Raw genomic sequence first — 14,715 nt, forward strand, 5'->3', positions numbered from 1 at the left:
TTTCATTATTGTGAGACGAAAAATGGGGCAAGCTGATAAAAGATATTTAGAAAATTAGAGAAAAGTAGCATCTTATTATAAGATGCTGCTTCTTTCATATTCAGGAAAGAGAAAGGAATAAGGCAATGAGAATAAATACAGTGTTATTTGATTTAGATGGAACGTTAATTAATACAAACGAACTTATTATTTCTTCTTTTTTACATACTTTACATACATATTATCCAAATCAATATAAGCGTGAAGATGTATTGCCATTTATCGGTCCATCTTTACATGATACTTTCAGTAAGATTGATGAAAGTAAGGTTGAAGAGTTAATTACGAGTTATCGTCAATTTAACCATGATCATCATGATGAATTAGTAGAAGAATATGAAACTGTATATGAAACAGTTCAAGAGTTAAAGAAACAAGGCTATAAGGTTGGTATTGTTACAACGAAAGCGAGACAAACCGTTGAAATGGGATTAAAGTTCTCAAAGCTTGATGAGTTCTTTGATGTTGTTGTGACGATTGATGATGTCGAGCATGTGAAACCACATCCAGAGCCACTTCAAAAAGCGCTTCAGTTATTAGATGCGAAACCGGAAGAAGCATTGATGGTTGGGGATAACCATCATGATATTGTTGGCGGACAAAATGCCGGTACGAAAACAGCTGCAGTTTCATGGACATTGAAAGGTAGAGCGTATTTAGAGGCTTATAAGCCAGACTTTATGCTAGATAAAATGAGTGATTTATTGCCGATTTTGTCCGACATGAATCGTTCGTAAAGATAAGTAGAGGAGCGAGTGAAGTGCGACGGACAACGCGCTATCCTGTTTCAGGAGAGAATTCATTATGGAATGTGTATAAAACAGTGTCTTTTTGGAAGGTAATGAAAAACTTTATGGTTATCCAAATTGCACGTTATACACCTTTTTTATCGGTCAAGAATTGGTTGTACCGCACATTTTTGCGGATGAAAGTAGGAAAGAAAACATCGTTTGCGCTTATGGTAATGCCGGACATTATGTTCCCGGAAAAGATAACTGTGGGAGAAAATTCGATTATAGGCTATAATACAACGCTTTTAGCACATGAATATTTAATTCGTGAATATCGACTTGGAGAGATCATTATAGGAAATGAAGTGATGATTGGAGCGAATACAACGATATTACCAGGTGTGAAAATTGGAGATGGCGCGATTGTTTCAGCTGGCACACTTGTTCATAGGGATGTTCCAAGTGGTGCTTTCGTAGGTGGAAATCCAATGCGTGTTATTTATACGAAAGAAGAAATGGATGCTAGAGAAGGTTGATACTAAAAATGTAACATTTCTCTTCTTTTTTAATGAATAAAAAGGAAATAATTGAGTATAATATACTGTTTTGTTTTTTACGGAATCGTTTATACTTATAGATAGAAGAATGTGTGAACGAAGAAAACAAAAAACTGGAGGATATATGGGGAAAAATCAAAGAATATATAAGGAGAACGGACAAGTTATCTCTTTTAATCAATTAGCGGACTTCTTTTATAAAAAAGGGATGAGGGCTTACAAAGGACAAAAATTGCAAGATGCAATTAAATATTTTCGAAGAGCGGCACAAAGTGAGAAGGAGCCGTTTATTTTATGTCAATTAGCAACAGTATTATCTGAGGCTGGTGAATATCAAGAGTCGAATCAAACCTTCTTTAAGCTTGTTAGATCTAATCCAGAACTTGAACAGTGTTATTATTTTATTGCAAATAATTATGCATATATGGGGCTATTTCAGCAGGCGAAGAAGTATGCGGATCGCTATTTAGAAGTTGCAGAAGAGAAGGAATTTGTTGAAGATACATTAGAATTACTTGAAATTATGGAAGAAGAAGCGATGGGTGCGGAAGAGATTGAGGATGAAGATGATTTAATTGTTATGCAGGAAGAAGCCAATCGTTATATTCGTAACGGACAATTGGAAGAAGCAATTGCTACATTAGAAATTGTTACGAAAGATTATCCGGAATTTTGGTCGGGGCATAATAATTTAGCCATTGCGCATTTTCAATCTGGTAATGTAGATAAGGCACTGAAGTTAACGGAAATGATTTTAGAGAAAAATCCAGGTAATATACATGCGCTTTGTAATACGCTTATTTTTCTATATTCAATTGGAGAGCATAAACAAGTAGAGGCGTTAGCTGCTCAGTTAGTTTCGGTATATCCGATTTCGTTTGAACATCGTTTGAAACTTGGGACGACACTTGCAACAATTGGTCATTTCGAGCCTGCATATAAATGGTTCAAATTATTAAAGCGTCAAGGATACGAGGGAGACGTTAGTTTTTATTATTGGTTTGCATATTCTGCGTATATGGTAAAAGATCAGCAAGTAGCTGAAAAAATGTGGCAACATGTTGTAGAATTGCACCCTGATAAAAAGGGAAAAGAACCGTGGAATGCATTGAATTTAGCGGATGAAGGACAAAACGTGTTATTTGAAGAATTACGAAAATCATTTCAGCAAAGTGCAACGCTAGAGGAACAAATGCTAGCTTTATATTTAATGAATGAATTATCAATGCCAGAGAAGGTTGGATTCTTCTTTGATGTAACGCAGGCGAAGAATGGTGTTCCGATCGTATCGCAACTTGCAAAGTATTTCTTTTTACTGAATAGCCATAAGAGTATTCCAGCTGATTTACAGCAATTTGAACAGTGCGCGCGAATCGCGGATGCTTTATACAATTATACGAAAAAAGATGATGAATTAATCGAAGAGTGTTTACAATTTTGGTTTTGTACGTTCATACGTTTATATACATCTGGGGCAGTTTTTACAAATGTATACGGCTGGTCAGCTGCGGTTGAATATATCGTACGCAGTGAACAAGGAAATAAGATGACACAGTCGGAGCTCGGAGATGTGTATAATGTATCTGTAGCGACTGTTCGAAAGTATGTGCAAGCTGTTAAGCGTACGCACACATAGATAAGCAAATCATTGGGAAAAAAATGATGCGAACAGTATAATGAGGGTAACTTAATTGTGTAGGAATGGATAGGAGTGAATAGTGTGTCGGAAGAAAAAATTTATGATGTCATTATTATTGGTGCAGGACCAGCTGGTATGACAGCTGCAGTATATACATCTCGTGCGAATTTAAGCACATTAATGCTTGAGCGTGGTATTCCAGGCGGGCAAATGGCAAATACAGAAGATGTAGAAAACTACCCGGGTTATGAGTCTATTTTAGGACCAGACTTATCAAATAAAATGTTCGAGCATGCGAAGAAATTTGGTGCTGAATATGCATACGGTGATGTGAAAGAAGTCATCGATGGTAAAGAATACAAAACAATTGTTGCTGGTAAAAAAGAATATAAAGCACGTGCAATTATCGTTGCAAGTGGTGCAGAGTATAAAAAAATTGGTGTACCAGGTGAAACAGAACTTGGCGGCCGCGGTGTATCATATTGTGCGGTATGTGATGGCGCATTCTTTAAAGGTAAAGAACTTGTAGTTATTGGCGGCGGAGATTCTGCTGTTGAAGAGGGTGTGTTCTTAACACGCTTCGCATCAAAAGTAACGATCGTTCACCGTCGTGACACGCTTCGTGCACAGAAAATTTTACAAGATCGTGCTTTCCAAAACGAAAAAGTAGACTTCATTTGGAACCACACGATAAAAGAAATTAACGAAGCAAATGGTAAAGTAGGAAGTGTAACACTTGTAGATGTAAACAGTGGAGAAGAGAAAGAAGTCAAAACTGACGGCGTATTCGTATACATCGGTATGTTACCACTATCAAAACCATTTGTTGAACTAGGTATTACAAATGAAAATGGTTACCTTGAAACAAACGAGCGTATGGAAACGAAAGTTCCTGGTATTTTCGCAGCAGGTGATGTTCGTGAAAAAATGCTACGTCAAATTGTAACTGCAACAGGTGATGGTAGTATTGCAGCACAAAGTGCACAACATTACGTAGAAGAATTATTAGAAGAACTAAAAACTGTATCAGAAAAATAAGGGATAATATACCTTTTGAGAAGAAAGCTACCGATAGGAGCTTTCTTCTTTTTTTGTGTGAAAATGTCAAAGTTTTGTCAAAAAATATTGGGATTATAAGCTTTCTTATTGATATACTGGACTTTACGGAAAAAATCACTATAAGAAATGAGGAATTTATTCAGTATGGAATGGCGTAATATATATCGTGGATTTTGTATGGGCGTTAGTGATTTAATTCCTGGTGTGAGCGGCGGTACAATCGCTGTTGTGTTAGGGATTTATGAACAATTGCTTGCGGCAATTAGCGGATTCTTTAGTCGTGAATGGAAAAAACATTTAGGATTTTTAATTCCACTTGCAGCTGGTGTGGCAGCAGCGTTTTTAACGTTAAGTCATGTTATTAAATATTTACTTGCAAATCATTATGAACCGACTCAATTTTTCTTCCTCGGTTTAATTATTAGTATATTACCGATGTTAATGAGAGAAGCTGATGCAAAGTCATCGTTTAAAGGTAAGCACATTGTTTTATTAATAGTTGCAGCAATTCTTGTTGCGATTACAGCTTTCTTTAAACCAGATAAGACAGCAGACCCAATTACGACGTTAACAATTTTAAATGCAATTGGTTTATTTTTCGCAGGATGGATGGCTAGTATGGCTATGTTGCTTCCTGGAATTAGCGGATCATTTATTTTGTTAATTATTGGTGTGTATCCGACAGCAATTAATGCTTTAACTACACTCAACGTACCTTTAATCGCAGTTATTGGTGCTGGTGTTATGGTAGGGTTCGTTGTAAGTAGTAAAGGAATTAGTTTCTTATTAGATCGATATAAAAGTATGACATTTGCAGCAATTATTGGACTAGTTATCGGTTCGATTGTAATTGTGTTCCCTGGTATTCCAACTGGAGGATTTTCAATTATAAGTTCAATCATTACCTTTATTTTAGGATTTGCGATTGTTACTTATTTCGGTAAGAAATAAAGGTTTTAATCCCCTTGGCGATAAAAATCGTTAAGGGGATTTTTCATGCTATTCATGGAGAGTCCAGGCATTTACATTGCTTGTTATAGAAAGCTTTCTTAAAATTGTTGAGTAGCGTATGCTTAGCGAAAGGAGACTGGCTCCTTCGTTGTAGCAAACTGTTTTTGATAGTATAATGAAATGAGTATGCAGTGAGAAATTTGCTGCAAGTAGCTGAGGTGAAGAAACATGCAAAGAGTGACAAACTGTGTGTTAATTAGAGATAATGAAGTACTCTTACTCCAAAAACCTCGCCGGAATTGGTGGGTTGCACCAGGCGGGAAAATGGAGCGTGGTGAGACCGTAAGAGATTCCGTTGTTCGCGAGTATCGTGAAGAAACAGGTATTTATTTAAAGAACCCAGCGTTAAAGGGGGTCTTCACCTTTGTCATCCAAGAAGGTGATAAAGTTGTTTCTGAATGGATGATGTTCTCCTTTTTAGCGACAGATTTTGCAGGAGAAAACAAACTAGAGAGCGAAGAAGGCATCATTGGTTGGCATACATTTGATAAAATTGATGATTTAGCAATGGCACCAGGAGATTATCACATTATTGATTATTTAATTAAAGGAAATGGCATAATCTACGGTACATTTGTATATACCCCAGATTTTGAGTTGCTTTCATATCGATTAGATCCGAGTTAAACCGTCAAGGAGAGGATACGATGACAGAGAATAATGATATAAAAATGGTAATTATTACAGGAATGTCTGGAGCTGGAAAGACAGTAGCTTTACAAAGTTTTGAAGATTTAGGATATTTCTGTGTGGATAATTTACCACCGATGTTATTGCCGAAGTTTATTGAGCTTATGGCGGATTCAAAAGGAAAAATGAATAAAGTAGCACTTGGTATTGATTTACGTGGCCGAGAGTTTTTCGAACATTTATGGGAAGCCCTTGATGATTTATCAGAACGTACATGGATTATTCCTCATATTTTATTCTTAGATGCGAAAGATAGCACGCTTGTAACTCGTTATAAAGAAACGAGACGCTCGCATCCACTTGCACCAACTGGTCTGCCGTTAAAGGGAATCGAAGCAGAGCGTAATTTATTAACAGATATGAAGGCACGCGCTAATATTGTGCTTGATACATCTGATTTAAAACCGAAAGAATTACGTGAAAAAATTGTTCACCTATTTTCAACTGAAACTGAGCAAGCATTTCGTGTAAATGTTATGTCATTTGGATTTAAGTACGGTATTCCAATTGATGCAGATTTAGTATTTGATGTTCGTTTTTTACCAAATCCATATTACATTCCACATATGAAGCCATTAACAGGACTAGATGAAGAAGTTTCATCGTATGTGCTGAAATTTAATGAGACGCATAAGTTTTTAGAGAAATTGACTGATCTTATCACTTTCATGTTGCCTCATTATAAAAGAGAAGGCAAGAGTCAACTTGTAATTGCAATTGGATGTACAGGTGGACAGCATCGTTCTGTTACGCTTACAGAATACCTTGGGAAACATCTGAAACCAGAGTATAGCGTTCATGTATCTCATCGTGATGTGGAGAAGAGAAAGGGTCATTAAGGGATGAAAAAAGAGAGAAAACCTAAAATTGTTATCATGGGAGGCGGAACGGGACTTTCTGTTTTATTACGAGGATTAAAACAATATCCGGTTGATATTACAGCAGTTGTTACAATCGCTGATGATGGTGGCAGTTCAGGTAGATTACGTGATGAGCTAGAAATTCCACCCCCAGGTGACATTCGTAACGTACTTGTTGCGTTATCAGATGTAGAGCCACTGGTGGAAGCTTTATTTCAGCATCGTTTCACAACGGGAGATGGGCTGAAAGGTCATGCGTTAGGAAATTTATTATTGGCAGGTATGACCTCGATTACAGGAGACTTCTTCCATGCTATTACAGAAACGAGTAAAGTTTTAAATGTTAGAGGACGTGTATTACCAGCAGCGAATCAAAGTGCAGTACTACATGCGGAACTAGAAGACGGAGAAATTGTAACAGGTGAATCAAAGATTCCTTATTTCGGAAAGAAAATTAACCGTGTCTTTTTAACTCCAGAAGATGTAGAGCCGTTACATGAAACGTTGACTGAAATTAAACGAGCTGATTTACTTGTTTTCGGTCCAGGAAGTTTGTATACGAGTATATTACCGAATTTAGTTGTTAACAAAATTGGGGACGCTGTTCTTGCTGCAAAAGCGAAGAAGGTATATGTGTGTAATGTTATGACGCAAGCTGGTGAAACGATGGGATATACTGCGTTTGACCATGTGCAGGCGTTACATGATCATTTAGGTGAACCATTTATCGATACTGCAATTGTAAATAACCGTGATATTCCTTGTGAATTACGTCAGTTATATGAGGAAGAAATGTCGGCGCCAGTTGTAGTAGATGAAGAGCGTTTTACTGAAAATAATATTAATGTGATTCAAGATCAATTAGCGAAGTATGATGACCGTGTTGTAAGACACGATACATTAAAACTAGCTTCTATTTTATATTCACTGTTGTAGATGTGCGTTGCCTCGTTTGAGGTAACGCTCCTCATTTCATATAGGACAAGATTTTTGTTCCACAATAATCGTATAAGGAGGTGTTGGCTGTGTCATTTGCATCAGAAACAAAGAAAGAGTTGACGAATCTGGAGATGAAGGAATGCTGTGAGAAAGCAGAATTATCAGCTTTACTTCGAATGAACGGATCGCTTTCTTTTTCAAATCGTCGTCTATCAATCGATATTCAAACGGAAAATGCGGCAATTGCAAGAAGGATTTATACGCTTTTGAAAAAAGGATATGACGTGACGGTAGAATTACTTGTTCGTAAAAAAATGCGATTGAAGAAAAACAATGTATATATCGTACGGCTTGTTGAGAAGTCGCGCGAAATATTAGCTGATCTTCATATCGTTCGAGATGACTTTTCATTTATTCGAAATATATCACAAGAATTAATTGAGAAGAAATGTTGTAAACGATCGTATTTACGCGGTGCATTTTTAGCAGGTGGTTCAGTAAATAACCCAGAAACATCATCTTATCATTTAGAGATCTTTTCGTTATATAAGGAACATAATGATGCTATATGTGAACTGATGAACGGATTTGATTTAAATAGTAAGACGTTGGAAAGAAGAAAAGGGTACATTACGTATTTGAAAGAAGCAGAAAAGATTACAGAGTTTTTAAATATTATAGGTGCTCATAATGCACTTTTAAGATTTGAAGATATTCGAATCGTACGTGATATGCGTAATTCTGTAAATCGTTTAGTGAACTGCGAAACAGCTAATTTAAATAAAACAATTGGTGCAGCGCTAAGGCAGATTGAAAATATCCGCTATATTGATGAGACGGTTGGTCTTGATATATTGCCGGATAAACTACGAGAAATTGCACAATTAAGAAGAGATTATCAAGATGTAACATTGAAAGAGTTAGGTGAGATGGTATCCGGGGGGAAAATTAGTAAATCGGGTATTAATCATCGTTTGCGTAAAATCGATGATATTGCAGAGAAATTACGCGCGGGGGAAACGGTAGCAAAAAAATAAGAGGTTAAAGGGGAAATGGAGCTGTGGTTCAAAAAAGAGTTCAGGTTTCATTAAAAAACGGTTTACAAGCACGTCCGGCTGCGTTGTTTGTACAAGAGGCCAATCGCTTTCATGCAGATATCTTCATCGAGAAAGATGGGAAGACAGTAAATGCAAAGAGCATAATGGGGATTATGAGCTTAGCAATTGGAACTGGTAGCATGATAACAATTACAACAGAAGGTTCAGATGCAGAAGAGGCTTTAGAGGCGTTAGCTGCATATGTACAATAAGAAGCTATCGCGCATGTGCGATAGCTTTTTTGTTGTTTGGGGCTTGTTGTTTGGGGCTTGTTGGTGGGGGTATGTGGGTGTGCGTACTTGTCGAGAATTGTCGTTAAGTCGATAAGTTGTGTCGAAACGTCGATATATTAAAATAATCGCCGATATAATTGGAGTTACGGTCGATATATTTGAAAAATCGCCGATACATTCCGACTGATACTAGGTGGGGTATGCGGGCGGAGAACAGCATATAAAAAAAGCGCCCTGTTATAGGGCGCTTCCGCTTTTAATCTATCCAGCTCCAGCGGCTAGAATCTCCGGTTGTTTCGCTTTTACATTCGAGGCAAAAAGCGCCTCGGATGTAAAAGCTCCAACACCCTGCGATTCTGAACGAGCCGCTTCCGCTTTTAGCTATTAACGATTTGTAAAGATCTTATCGATTAAACCGTATTCTAAAGCTTTTTCTGCTGTCATGAAGTTGTCGCGGTCTGTGTCGCGTTGTAGTACTTCAAGTGGTTGACCTGTGCGGTCAGCAAGAATTTGGTTTAGTTTTTCACGTAAGAATAGGATACGTTTAGCAGCGATTTCGATTTCAGTCGCTTGACCTTGTGCTCCACCAAGTGGTTGGTGAATCATTACTTCACTGTTTGGAAGTGCATAACGTTTTCCTTTTTCACCTGCTGCAAGTAAGAATGCACCCATAGATGCAGCCATACCGATACAGATTGTTGATACTTGCGGTTTAATAAACTGCATTGTATCGTAAATTGCCATACCCGCTGTGATAGAACCACCAGGGCTGTTGATGTAGATGTGAATATCTTTTTCTGGATCTTGAGATTCCAAGAATAAAAGCTGGGAAACGATTGAGTTAGCTACGTTGTCATCAATTGCGCTACCAAGCATAATGATGCGGTCTTTTAATAGTCGAGAGTAAATATCGTAAGCGCGTTCTCCACGATTTGTTTGTTCAATTACTGTAGGAATTAAATTCATCTGTTATTTCCTCCTTATAAAGCTTTCTTAGTCTTATAATACAATTATGGTCAATAAAGGTCAAACGAAACCACTTTAAATCAAAAAAATATGTAGTTGTACCATGAAATATTCGCTATGTTTTTGAAATTCCCTGCTTATGTATCTTCAACATCATAACCGAATTACATAAATTTAAACGTTATAAAAACTGTAGAAAAAAAGAAAAGAACGCCTTTTGACTGAAGCGTTCTTTCGATATTTATTCTTTTAAAAGATAGGTTACTTTATTTAAAATCTTTTCGATTTGTTTCGCGTTTTTACTATACATTTCGCTTGCTGATTTCGACTTTGTTTCTAGGGAAAATAGTTCGAGATCGGCATGACATTTTTTTAATGATGCTAATAATAAAGGTTTGTTTTGAGGAGAAGGCATTTGTAGTTTGTCATTATAAATGTCGATAGTCAGTTGTCCGTATGAATCAACTTGACCGAGAAAGACATTTTCGATAACAACACCGAGCTTTTCTAGTTCAGCATGTAGCCAAGCGCGGTTATGTCCACTTGCGGATAGCGGTTCATCTAAGACATTGCCATCCATAATAACAGTTTGTGGTTCTTTTTCGTTCGGCACTTTTAAACCGATGTCTTTTGCTGTGAGTGGTTGGCGATCTTTCTTTAATAATACATTTAATTCTCCGCTCGGTTCTAATACAGCAAATTCAACATCAGCTACGCTGAAAGCATCTTTTCCACGGAGAAGTTCCAGTAATTCGTCACTTGTATATTTTTCTTTCTTTAAGTTATCTTCGAGTATCTTTCCATCTTTTATTAATACGGTAGATTTCCCTTCAAAGAAGTCCCGAGCTGTTTTGTTCTTTAAAGAAAGGATTCCTGTTAAAAAAGGTACCACAGCGAAAATGAGTATCGCAAAGACGCCGTGAAAAAATTTTGAATCGAGCCCTGTAGATACTTGGGCAGCGATGTCACCGATTGTCATTCCGGCAATGTATTCAAAAAAGGAGAGCTGAGAGATTTGTCTTTTCCCTAACCATTTCGTAATAGCGAATAAAATAATTAATATGAATACAGAGCGAAGAATGACAAGTGTCCATTCCGGCAGGTGAGACATAGTCATTTCCTCCAGTCTACTTAAAACCCTTTATATTGAGGTTCTTCACGTTCTAATACTGAAACTCTATTTTGTAAATCAGCGATGATGCTGTCCATTTCTAACATACATTCATGAAATACACGTTTTGATTCTGCGTCCTGTGAATGTAGTGAAAGGGAGCTTAAACTTGCTTGAGCGCCCCTTACACTAGCAAGGCAGGTTTTGACGCTAGCGATAACTGTCATACGAACACCTTATCCTTTCGGTTTGAATAGCAATGCTCCGATGAAGCCGAAAATAATAGCTGCGGATACACCGGCGCTTGTTACTTTAAACATGCCGGTAATAACGCCAACGATGCCATGTTTTGCAGCTTCTTCCATTGCGCCGTGAACGAGGGCATTACCAAAGCTTGTAATAGGTACGGTTGCCCCAGCTCCAGCGAAGTCAATTAATGGTTCATACAAATTGAATCCATCTAATATAGCTCCAGCAACAACGAGTGTTGCCATTGTATGAGCGGGTGTTAGCTTGCCGACATCAAACATAAGTTGGCCGATTACACATATGAGTCCGCCAATGACGAAAGCCCAGAAAAAAATCATTGCGTTGCACCTCCGAATTCAATTGAAACGGCGTGAGCGATGCACGGAATCGTTTCTTCTTGTTGGAATGTAAGTGGAGATAGTAAAGCGCCTGTCGCAACGACAAGTATTTTTTTGAACTCTCCTCTTTTCATTCGGTTTAATAAATGACCGTACACGACTGTTGCGGAACATCCTGGTCCACTAGCACCAGCTATGACAGGTTGCCCTTCTCTATAAATGAGTAGCCCGCAATCTTGAAACTGTTCGCTCGTTACTTTCGTTCCGTGTTTATGTAGTAAGTCATAAGCAATTTCACGTCCTACATGCCCGAGGTCACCGGTTACGATTAAATCGTAGTAAGAGGCATCAATTTGGCGTTCGCGTAAGTGGGCCTCAATTGTATCGACGGCGGCTGGAGCCATTGCGCCTCCCATATTAAACGGATCTGTTAATCCCATATCAACCACTTTTCCGATTGTTGCGGATGTTACCCTAGGGCCGTGTCCAGTATCACTTAAAATAGCGGCCCCTGCTCCAGTTACTGTCCACTGCGCGGTAGGTGGCTTTTGTCCACCATATTCGGTAGGGTAGCGGAACTGTTTTTCTACAGCAGTGTTATGACTTGATGCCCCGGTTAATAAATATTTTGCGCCTTTTGCATTTACGATACTCGCTCCAAGTGCTAAACCTTCCATAGAAGTAGAACAAGCACCGAATAGTCCGAGATAAGGAGTGCCTAGTGTACGGCAAGCAAAGCTTGTAGGGGTAATTTGATTAATTAAATCTCCTGCGAGTACAAATTGAATATCATCTTTACGAAGTTCTGCTTTTTCAGTGGCGCGGCTACAAGCTTCTTCGAATAAAATTTTATGTGCTTTTTCATAGGAATCTTGTCCGAGCCATAAATCTTCATGAAGGATATCGAAGTCTTCTGGGATTTTCCCTTTTGCTTCAAACGGTCCGCCAACGACTCCAGTTGAAATGATAACTGGTTTGTTTTCAAATACCCACGTTCGGTGTCCTTGTAACATTTATAGCCCTCCCCATTGAACGAGAATCGTTTTAATAAGTGCGATGACGAAAGCTGAAAATACACCAAATAAAATAACGGAGCCGGCTAATTTGAACATGTTACCGCCAACGCCAAGGACAAACCCTTCTGTCCGGTGTTCGATACATGCGGCGACAACAGAGTTACCAAATCCAGTGACAGGTACAGCTGTCCCAGCACCTGCAAATTGACCGAGACGATCATATACGCCGAACCCAGTTAGTAACATCGAGATGAAAATAAGAGTTGCTACTGTTGGATTCCCTGCTGATCGTTCAGTGAAATCGAAATACGTAATATAAAAAGTAGAAATGAGTTGCCCAATTAGGCAAATGAAACCACCAACGAAAAAGGCTTTTATACAGTTTTTTAAGACAGGACGCTTCGGTTCGCGTTCTTGCTCGAATTTTTTATATTCCTGTTGCACAGGGGTTAAGTTTTTATCTTTACTAGACATTGCAAACCTTCCTTTTCTTTTAAAAAGCGTTAAGTGTTAGACTCCATTTTTTTACCAATGAATTTTAATTGTTTATTAATTTCATCTTTAGATACTTTCTTTTCCTTAATTTTTCTTTCAAGCTTTTCAAGTAACATAAAGATTTTTTTATCTGTACTTACACGAACATCGAAAGTGGGGTGCTCATCACTTAGCTGCTTTTGAAGCTTCTTACGGAGAGGTTTTAATCCAAATCTTTCGTGATGCTCAGGTGTAACTGCTATGTAGAGATCTAAATTTGAATTTACTGCTGTACTTTTTATAATTTCATCCATAGCGAGAGCTCTTTTCTTGGCTCCTTGTGATATAGATTGATTAAAGGATTCCATACTCGTTTTTGTTAACTTTGGACCTTTCTCTTTCTCCGTTCGTTTTGCTTCTTCTTTCACTTTTTTATCTAAAGGACTATTATCACATCCGGTAAAAGAGCTAAATAGAAGGGCAAATAATACGGTTATGAGTCCGAGTTTTTGCATACTTATCATTCCATTTCTATTGCAATATGTAATGTGATAGAAAAAGGATGACTGCATATCATCCTTTTTCTATTTCACAGCAAGACTGATTCGTTATTGCTGTGAGTATTGTGGTTCTTCTTGTTGGACTTCTTCAACACGTGGGTTTAAAGAATCGATAATTGTTTGTGTTTGCTGCGCAGCTGTTTGGAAAAGTTGCTTAGCTTGTTGGTTATCCGTATCAAGAGCGAATCCCTCTAAGCTAGCTTGTGCACTTTTTAATCCAGAAACAGTTTGCTTTAATTTCGTAATTACAGTCATTGAATGAAGCCCCCTTTGGAATATCAATTCAAAGGTTATAATTTGTGAGTTAGGTTGAATTTATGATTGGGAATTTTAGGGATGAAGCATCTGAGCATTACAATTTTGTAATGAACATGTAAGGAAAAGCGATAGTGACAAAAACTTTTTTCTCCTAGAATAAAGAAGGTAAAACAAGTTAAAAGCATATTGTAAGGAGAGAAAAATGAAGAAATTATTATTAGGTTTAATTGGAATTTTTATATTAGTTATTGGTGTGGCAAGTGTTTCTCATAATGAGATAACAGATAGATACAATCCGCTTGTGAAAGAGGACTTTGTATATGTAAAAGCGAAAGAATCTGGCCGACTATCTAAAATTGGAGAGGTAGCTGGGGATTATAAACTAATGGGTTATTATGCTTCAGGTGAAGAGAGAGATGTTAAGTTTTATGCACCTCGTGGACTTAGAGAGGGAGCGTATGTAAAGGTTAAAACAAAAGGTGAATATATTGAAACATATCAAGAAGTACAGCCGAATGAAATTCCAAAAGAGATTAAAGAGAAACTAGATAAATAAGACCGTTAAGAATTGCCTCCTAAATATAGAAATTAGGGGGCTTTTTTATGCAAAAAATAGCGTATATATAACGTGCAATCAAAGAGTTTTTATTGATTTAAATGGTTTTTATTGCTATTATTATGAAGAGAAAATGAAGTGTTTTCTATAATCATGCGCCCATAGCTCAGTCGGATAGAGCGGTGGTTTCCGGTACCACGTCTGCCGGGGGTTCGAATCCCTCTGGGCGCGTCAAAAAGTCCTAACTTACGTTTTGTAGGTTAGGGCTTTTTTTATTACCCTCTTGTTATATCTAGTTATAAGATTTACTATTAGTATGTGGTAATAATTTG

At 37.6% G+C, this 14,715-nt stretch carries 19 protein-coding genes and 1 tRNA gene; 12 read left to right on the forward strand and 8 right to left on the reverse strand.

The genetic code is table 11. The annotated features are described in order from the left end of the window. Positions 1-125: 125 nt before the first annotated feature. The 10 genes from ppaX (at position 126) to MR079_RS14220 (ending at position 8,834) form a co-directional block, all read left to right on the forward strand. Positions 126-776 (forward strand): pyrophosphatase PpaX, encoded by a 651-nt coding sequence (gene ppaX, locus MR079_RS14175; RefSeq protein WP_016718904.1) that lies wholly within the window; start codon positions 126-128, stop codon positions 774-776. 23 nt (positions 777-799) lie between these two features. After that, complete coding sequence (locus MR079_RS14180) at positions 800-1,306, forward strand: acyltransferase (protein WP_016718903.1); 507 nt, start codon at positions 800-802, stop codon at positions 1,304-1,306. Between the two features lie 145 nt (positions 1,307-1,451). Then, on the forward strand, positions 1,452-2,963 hold the full coding sequence (locus tag MR079_RS14185) for a tetratricopeptide repeat protein (protein ID WP_139868345.1): 1,512 nt from the start codon (positions 1,452-1,454) through the stop codon (positions 2,961-2,963). An 84-nt stretch (positions 2,964-3,047) separates the two neighbouring features. After that, positions 3,048-4,004: a thioredoxin-disulfide reductase gene (gene trxB / locus MR079_RS14190; protein WP_139868343.1), complete on the forward strand. Its 957-nt coding sequence runs from the start codon at positions 3,048-3,050 to the stop codon at positions 4,002-4,004. Between the two features lie 165 nt (positions 4,005-4,169). Then, entirely contained in the window at positions 4,170-4,976 is an 807-nt protein-coding gene (locus MR079_RS14195) for a DUF368 domain-containing protein (RefSeq protein ID WP_139868341.1), read from the forward strand. Between the two features lie 228 nt (positions 4,977-5,204). Next, positions 5,205-5,663 (forward strand): NUDIX hydrolase, encoded by a 459-nt coding sequence (locus MR079_RS14200; protein WP_001190080.1) that lies wholly within the window; start codon positions 5,205-5,207, stop codon positions 5,661-5,663. Between the two features lie 20 nt (positions 5,664-5,683). Continuing rightward, positions 5,684-6,565: an RNase adapter RapZ gene (gene rapZ / locus MR079_RS14205; RefSeq protein WP_000138457.1), complete on the forward strand. Its 882-nt coding sequence runs from the start codon at positions 5,684-5,686 to the stop codon at positions 6,563-6,565. 3 nt (positions 6,566-6,568) lie between these two features. Continuing rightward, positions 6,569-7,522 carry a gluconeogenesis factor YvcK family protein gene (locus MR079_RS14210; RefSeq protein WP_000712175.1) on the forward strand — a complete coding sequence of 318 codons (954 nt, stop codon included), beginning with the start codon at positions 6,569-6,571 and terminating at the stop codon, positions 7,520-7,522. 89 nt (positions 7,523-7,611) lie between these two features. After that, the gene (gene whiA, locus MR079_RS14215) at positions 7,612-8,562 is read left to right on the forward strand and encodes a DNA-binding protein WhiA (RefSeq protein WP_000006561.1); all 951 of its coding nucleotides are present in this window, start codon (positions 7,612-7,614) and stop codon (positions 8,560-8,562) included. Positions 8,563-8,585: 23 nt separating this feature from the next. Beyond that, on the forward strand, positions 8,586-8,834 hold the full coding sequence (locus tag MR079_RS14220; RefSeq protein WP_000250307.1) for an HPr family phosphocarrier protein: 249 nt from the start codon (positions 8,586-8,588) through the stop codon (positions 8,832-8,834). A gap of 405 nt (positions 8,835-9,239) precedes the next feature. Here MR079_RS14220 and clpP read toward each other — a convergent pair whose 3' ends face one another. The 8 genes from clpP to MR079_RS14260 form a co-directional block, all read right to left on the reverse strand. Further along, on the reverse strand, positions 9,240-9,821 hold the full coding sequence (gene clpP, locus MR079_RS14225) for an ATP-dependent Clp endopeptidase proteolytic subunit ClpP (RefSeq protein WP_001049162.1): 582 nt from the start codon (positions 9,819-9,821) through the stop codon (positions 9,240-9,242). Positions 9,822-10,062: 241 nt separating this feature from the next. Then, positions 10,063-10,932 carry a DUF421 domain-containing protein gene (locus MR079_RS14230; protein WP_000018910.1) on the reverse strand — a complete coding sequence of 290 codons (870 nt, stop codon included), beginning with the start codon at positions 10,930-10,932 and terminating at the stop codon, positions 10,063-10,065. Between the two features lie 20 nt (positions 10,933-10,952). Beyond that, positions 10,953-11,159, reverse strand: a complete 207-nt coding sequence (locus MR079_RS14235; protein ID WP_000215900.1) for a DUF1657 domain-containing protein — start codon at positions 11,157-11,159, stop codon at positions 10,953-10,955. Between the two features lie 9 nt (positions 11,160-11,168). Continuing rightward, the gene (gene spoVAE, locus MR079_RS14240) at positions 11,169-11,519 is read right to left on the reverse strand and encodes a stage V sporulation protein AE (RefSeq protein ID WP_000575919.1); all 351 of its coding nucleotides are present in this window, start codon (positions 11,517-11,519) and stop codon (positions 11,169-11,171) included. Next, complete coding sequence (gene spoVAD / locus MR079_RS14245; protein WP_000938952.1) at positions 11,516-12,532, reverse strand: stage V sporulation protein AD; 1,017 nt, start codon at positions 12,530-12,532, stop codon at positions 11,516-11,518. The genes spoVAE and spoVAD overlap by 4 nt, the downstream gene beginning before the upstream one ends. Next, a complete protein-coding gene (spoVAC, locus tag MR079_RS14250) occupies positions 12,533-13,009 on the reverse strand; it encodes a stage V sporulation protein AC (protein ID WP_000095407.1) in 477 nt (158 codons plus the stop codon). A gap of 29 nt (positions 13,010-13,038) precedes the next feature. After that, positions 13,039-13,524, reverse strand: a complete 486-nt coding sequence (locus tag MR079_RS14255) for a YhcN/YlaJ family sporulation lipoprotein (protein ID WP_139868339.1) — start codon at positions 13,522-13,524, stop codon at positions 13,039-13,041. Positions 13,525-13,617: 93 nt separating this feature from the next. Further along, a complete protein-coding gene (locus tag MR079_RS14260) occupies positions 13,618-13,824 on the reverse strand; it encodes a DUF1657 domain-containing protein (RefSeq protein ID WP_000216166.1) in 207 nt (68 codons plus the stop codon). A gap of 205 nt (positions 13,825-14,029) precedes the next feature. Between MR079_RS14260 and MR079_RS14265 the strand changes: the two genes are divergently transcribed. Further along, positions 14,030-14,383 (forward strand): YxeA family protein, encoded by a 354-nt coding sequence (locus MR079_RS14265; RefSeq protein ID WP_139868337.1) that lies wholly within the window; start codon positions 14,030-14,032, stop codon positions 14,381-14,383. Between the two features lie 155 nt (positions 14,384-14,538). Beyond that, a tRNA-Arg gene (locus tag MR079_RS14270) sits at positions 14,539-14,614 on the forward strand. Positions 14,615-14,715: the final 101 nt, after the last annotated feature.

Source organism: Bacillus cereus group sp. BfR-BA-01381 (genome assembly GCF_022663555.1).
Classification (GTDB): domain Bacteria; phylum Bacillota; class Bacilli; order Bacillales; family Bacillaceae_G; genus Bacillus_A; species Bacillus_A pacificus.

Bases quoted from the DNA above. Each gene is read 5' to 3' on its own strand.
- spoVAE (WP_000575919.1), bottom strand. From the start codon at position 11,519: ATGATTTTTTTCTGGGCTTTCGTCATTGGCGGACTCATATGTGTAATC.
- MR079_RS14260 (WP_000216166.1), bottom strand. From the start codon at position 13,824: ATGACTGTAATTACGAAATTAAAGCAAACTGTTTCTGGATTAAAAAGT.
- MR079_RS14195 (WP_139868341.1), top strand. From the start codon at position 4,170: ATGGAATGGCGTAATATATATCGTGGATTTTGTATGGGCGTTAGTGAT.
- ppaX (WP_016718904.1), top strand. From the start codon at position 126: ATGAGAATAAATACAGTGTTATTTGATTTAGATGGAACGTTAATTAAT.
- MR079_RS14235 (WP_000215900.1), bottom strand. From the start codon at position 11,159: ATGACAGTTATCGCTAGCGTCAAAACCTGCCTTGCTAGTGTAAGGGGC.
- MR079_RS14255 (WP_139868339.1), bottom strand. From the start codon at position 13,524: ATGCAAAAACTCGGACTCATAACCGTATTATTTGCCCTTCTATTTAGC.
- rapZ (WP_000138457.1), top strand. From the start codon at position 5,684: ATGACAGAGAATAATGATATAAAAATGGTAATTATTACAGGAATGTCT.
- clpP (WP_001049162.1), bottom strand. From the start codon at position 9,821: ATGAATTTAATTCCTACAGTAATTGAACAAACAAATCGTGGAGAACGC.
- spoVAC (WP_000095407.1), bottom strand. From the start codon at position 13,009: ATGTCTAGTAAAGATAAAAACTTAACCCCTGTGCAACAGGAATATAAA.
- MR079_RS14230 (WP_000018910.1), bottom strand. From the start codon at position 10,932: ATGTCTCACCTGCCGGAATGGACACTTGTCATTCTTCGCTCTGTATTC.
- MR079_RS14210 (WP_000712175.1), top strand. From the start codon at position 6,569: ATGAAAAAAGAGAGAAAACCTAAAATTGTTATCATGGGAGGCGGAACG.
- MR079_RS14200 (WP_001190080.1), top strand. From the start codon at position 5,205: ATGCAAAGAGTGACAAACTGTGTGTTAATTAGAGATAATGAAGTACTC.
- MR079_RS14265 (WP_139868337.1), top strand. From the start codon at position 14,030: ATGAAGAAATTATTATTAGGTTTAATTGGAATTTTTATATTAGTTATT.
- MR079_RS14185 (WP_139868345.1), top strand. From the start codon at position 1,452: ATGGGGAAAAATCAAAGAATATATAAGGAGAACGGACAAGTTATCTCT.
- spoVAD (WP_000938952.1), bottom strand. From the start codon at position 12,532: ATGTTACAAGGACACCGAACGTGGGTATTTGAAAACAAACCAGTTATC.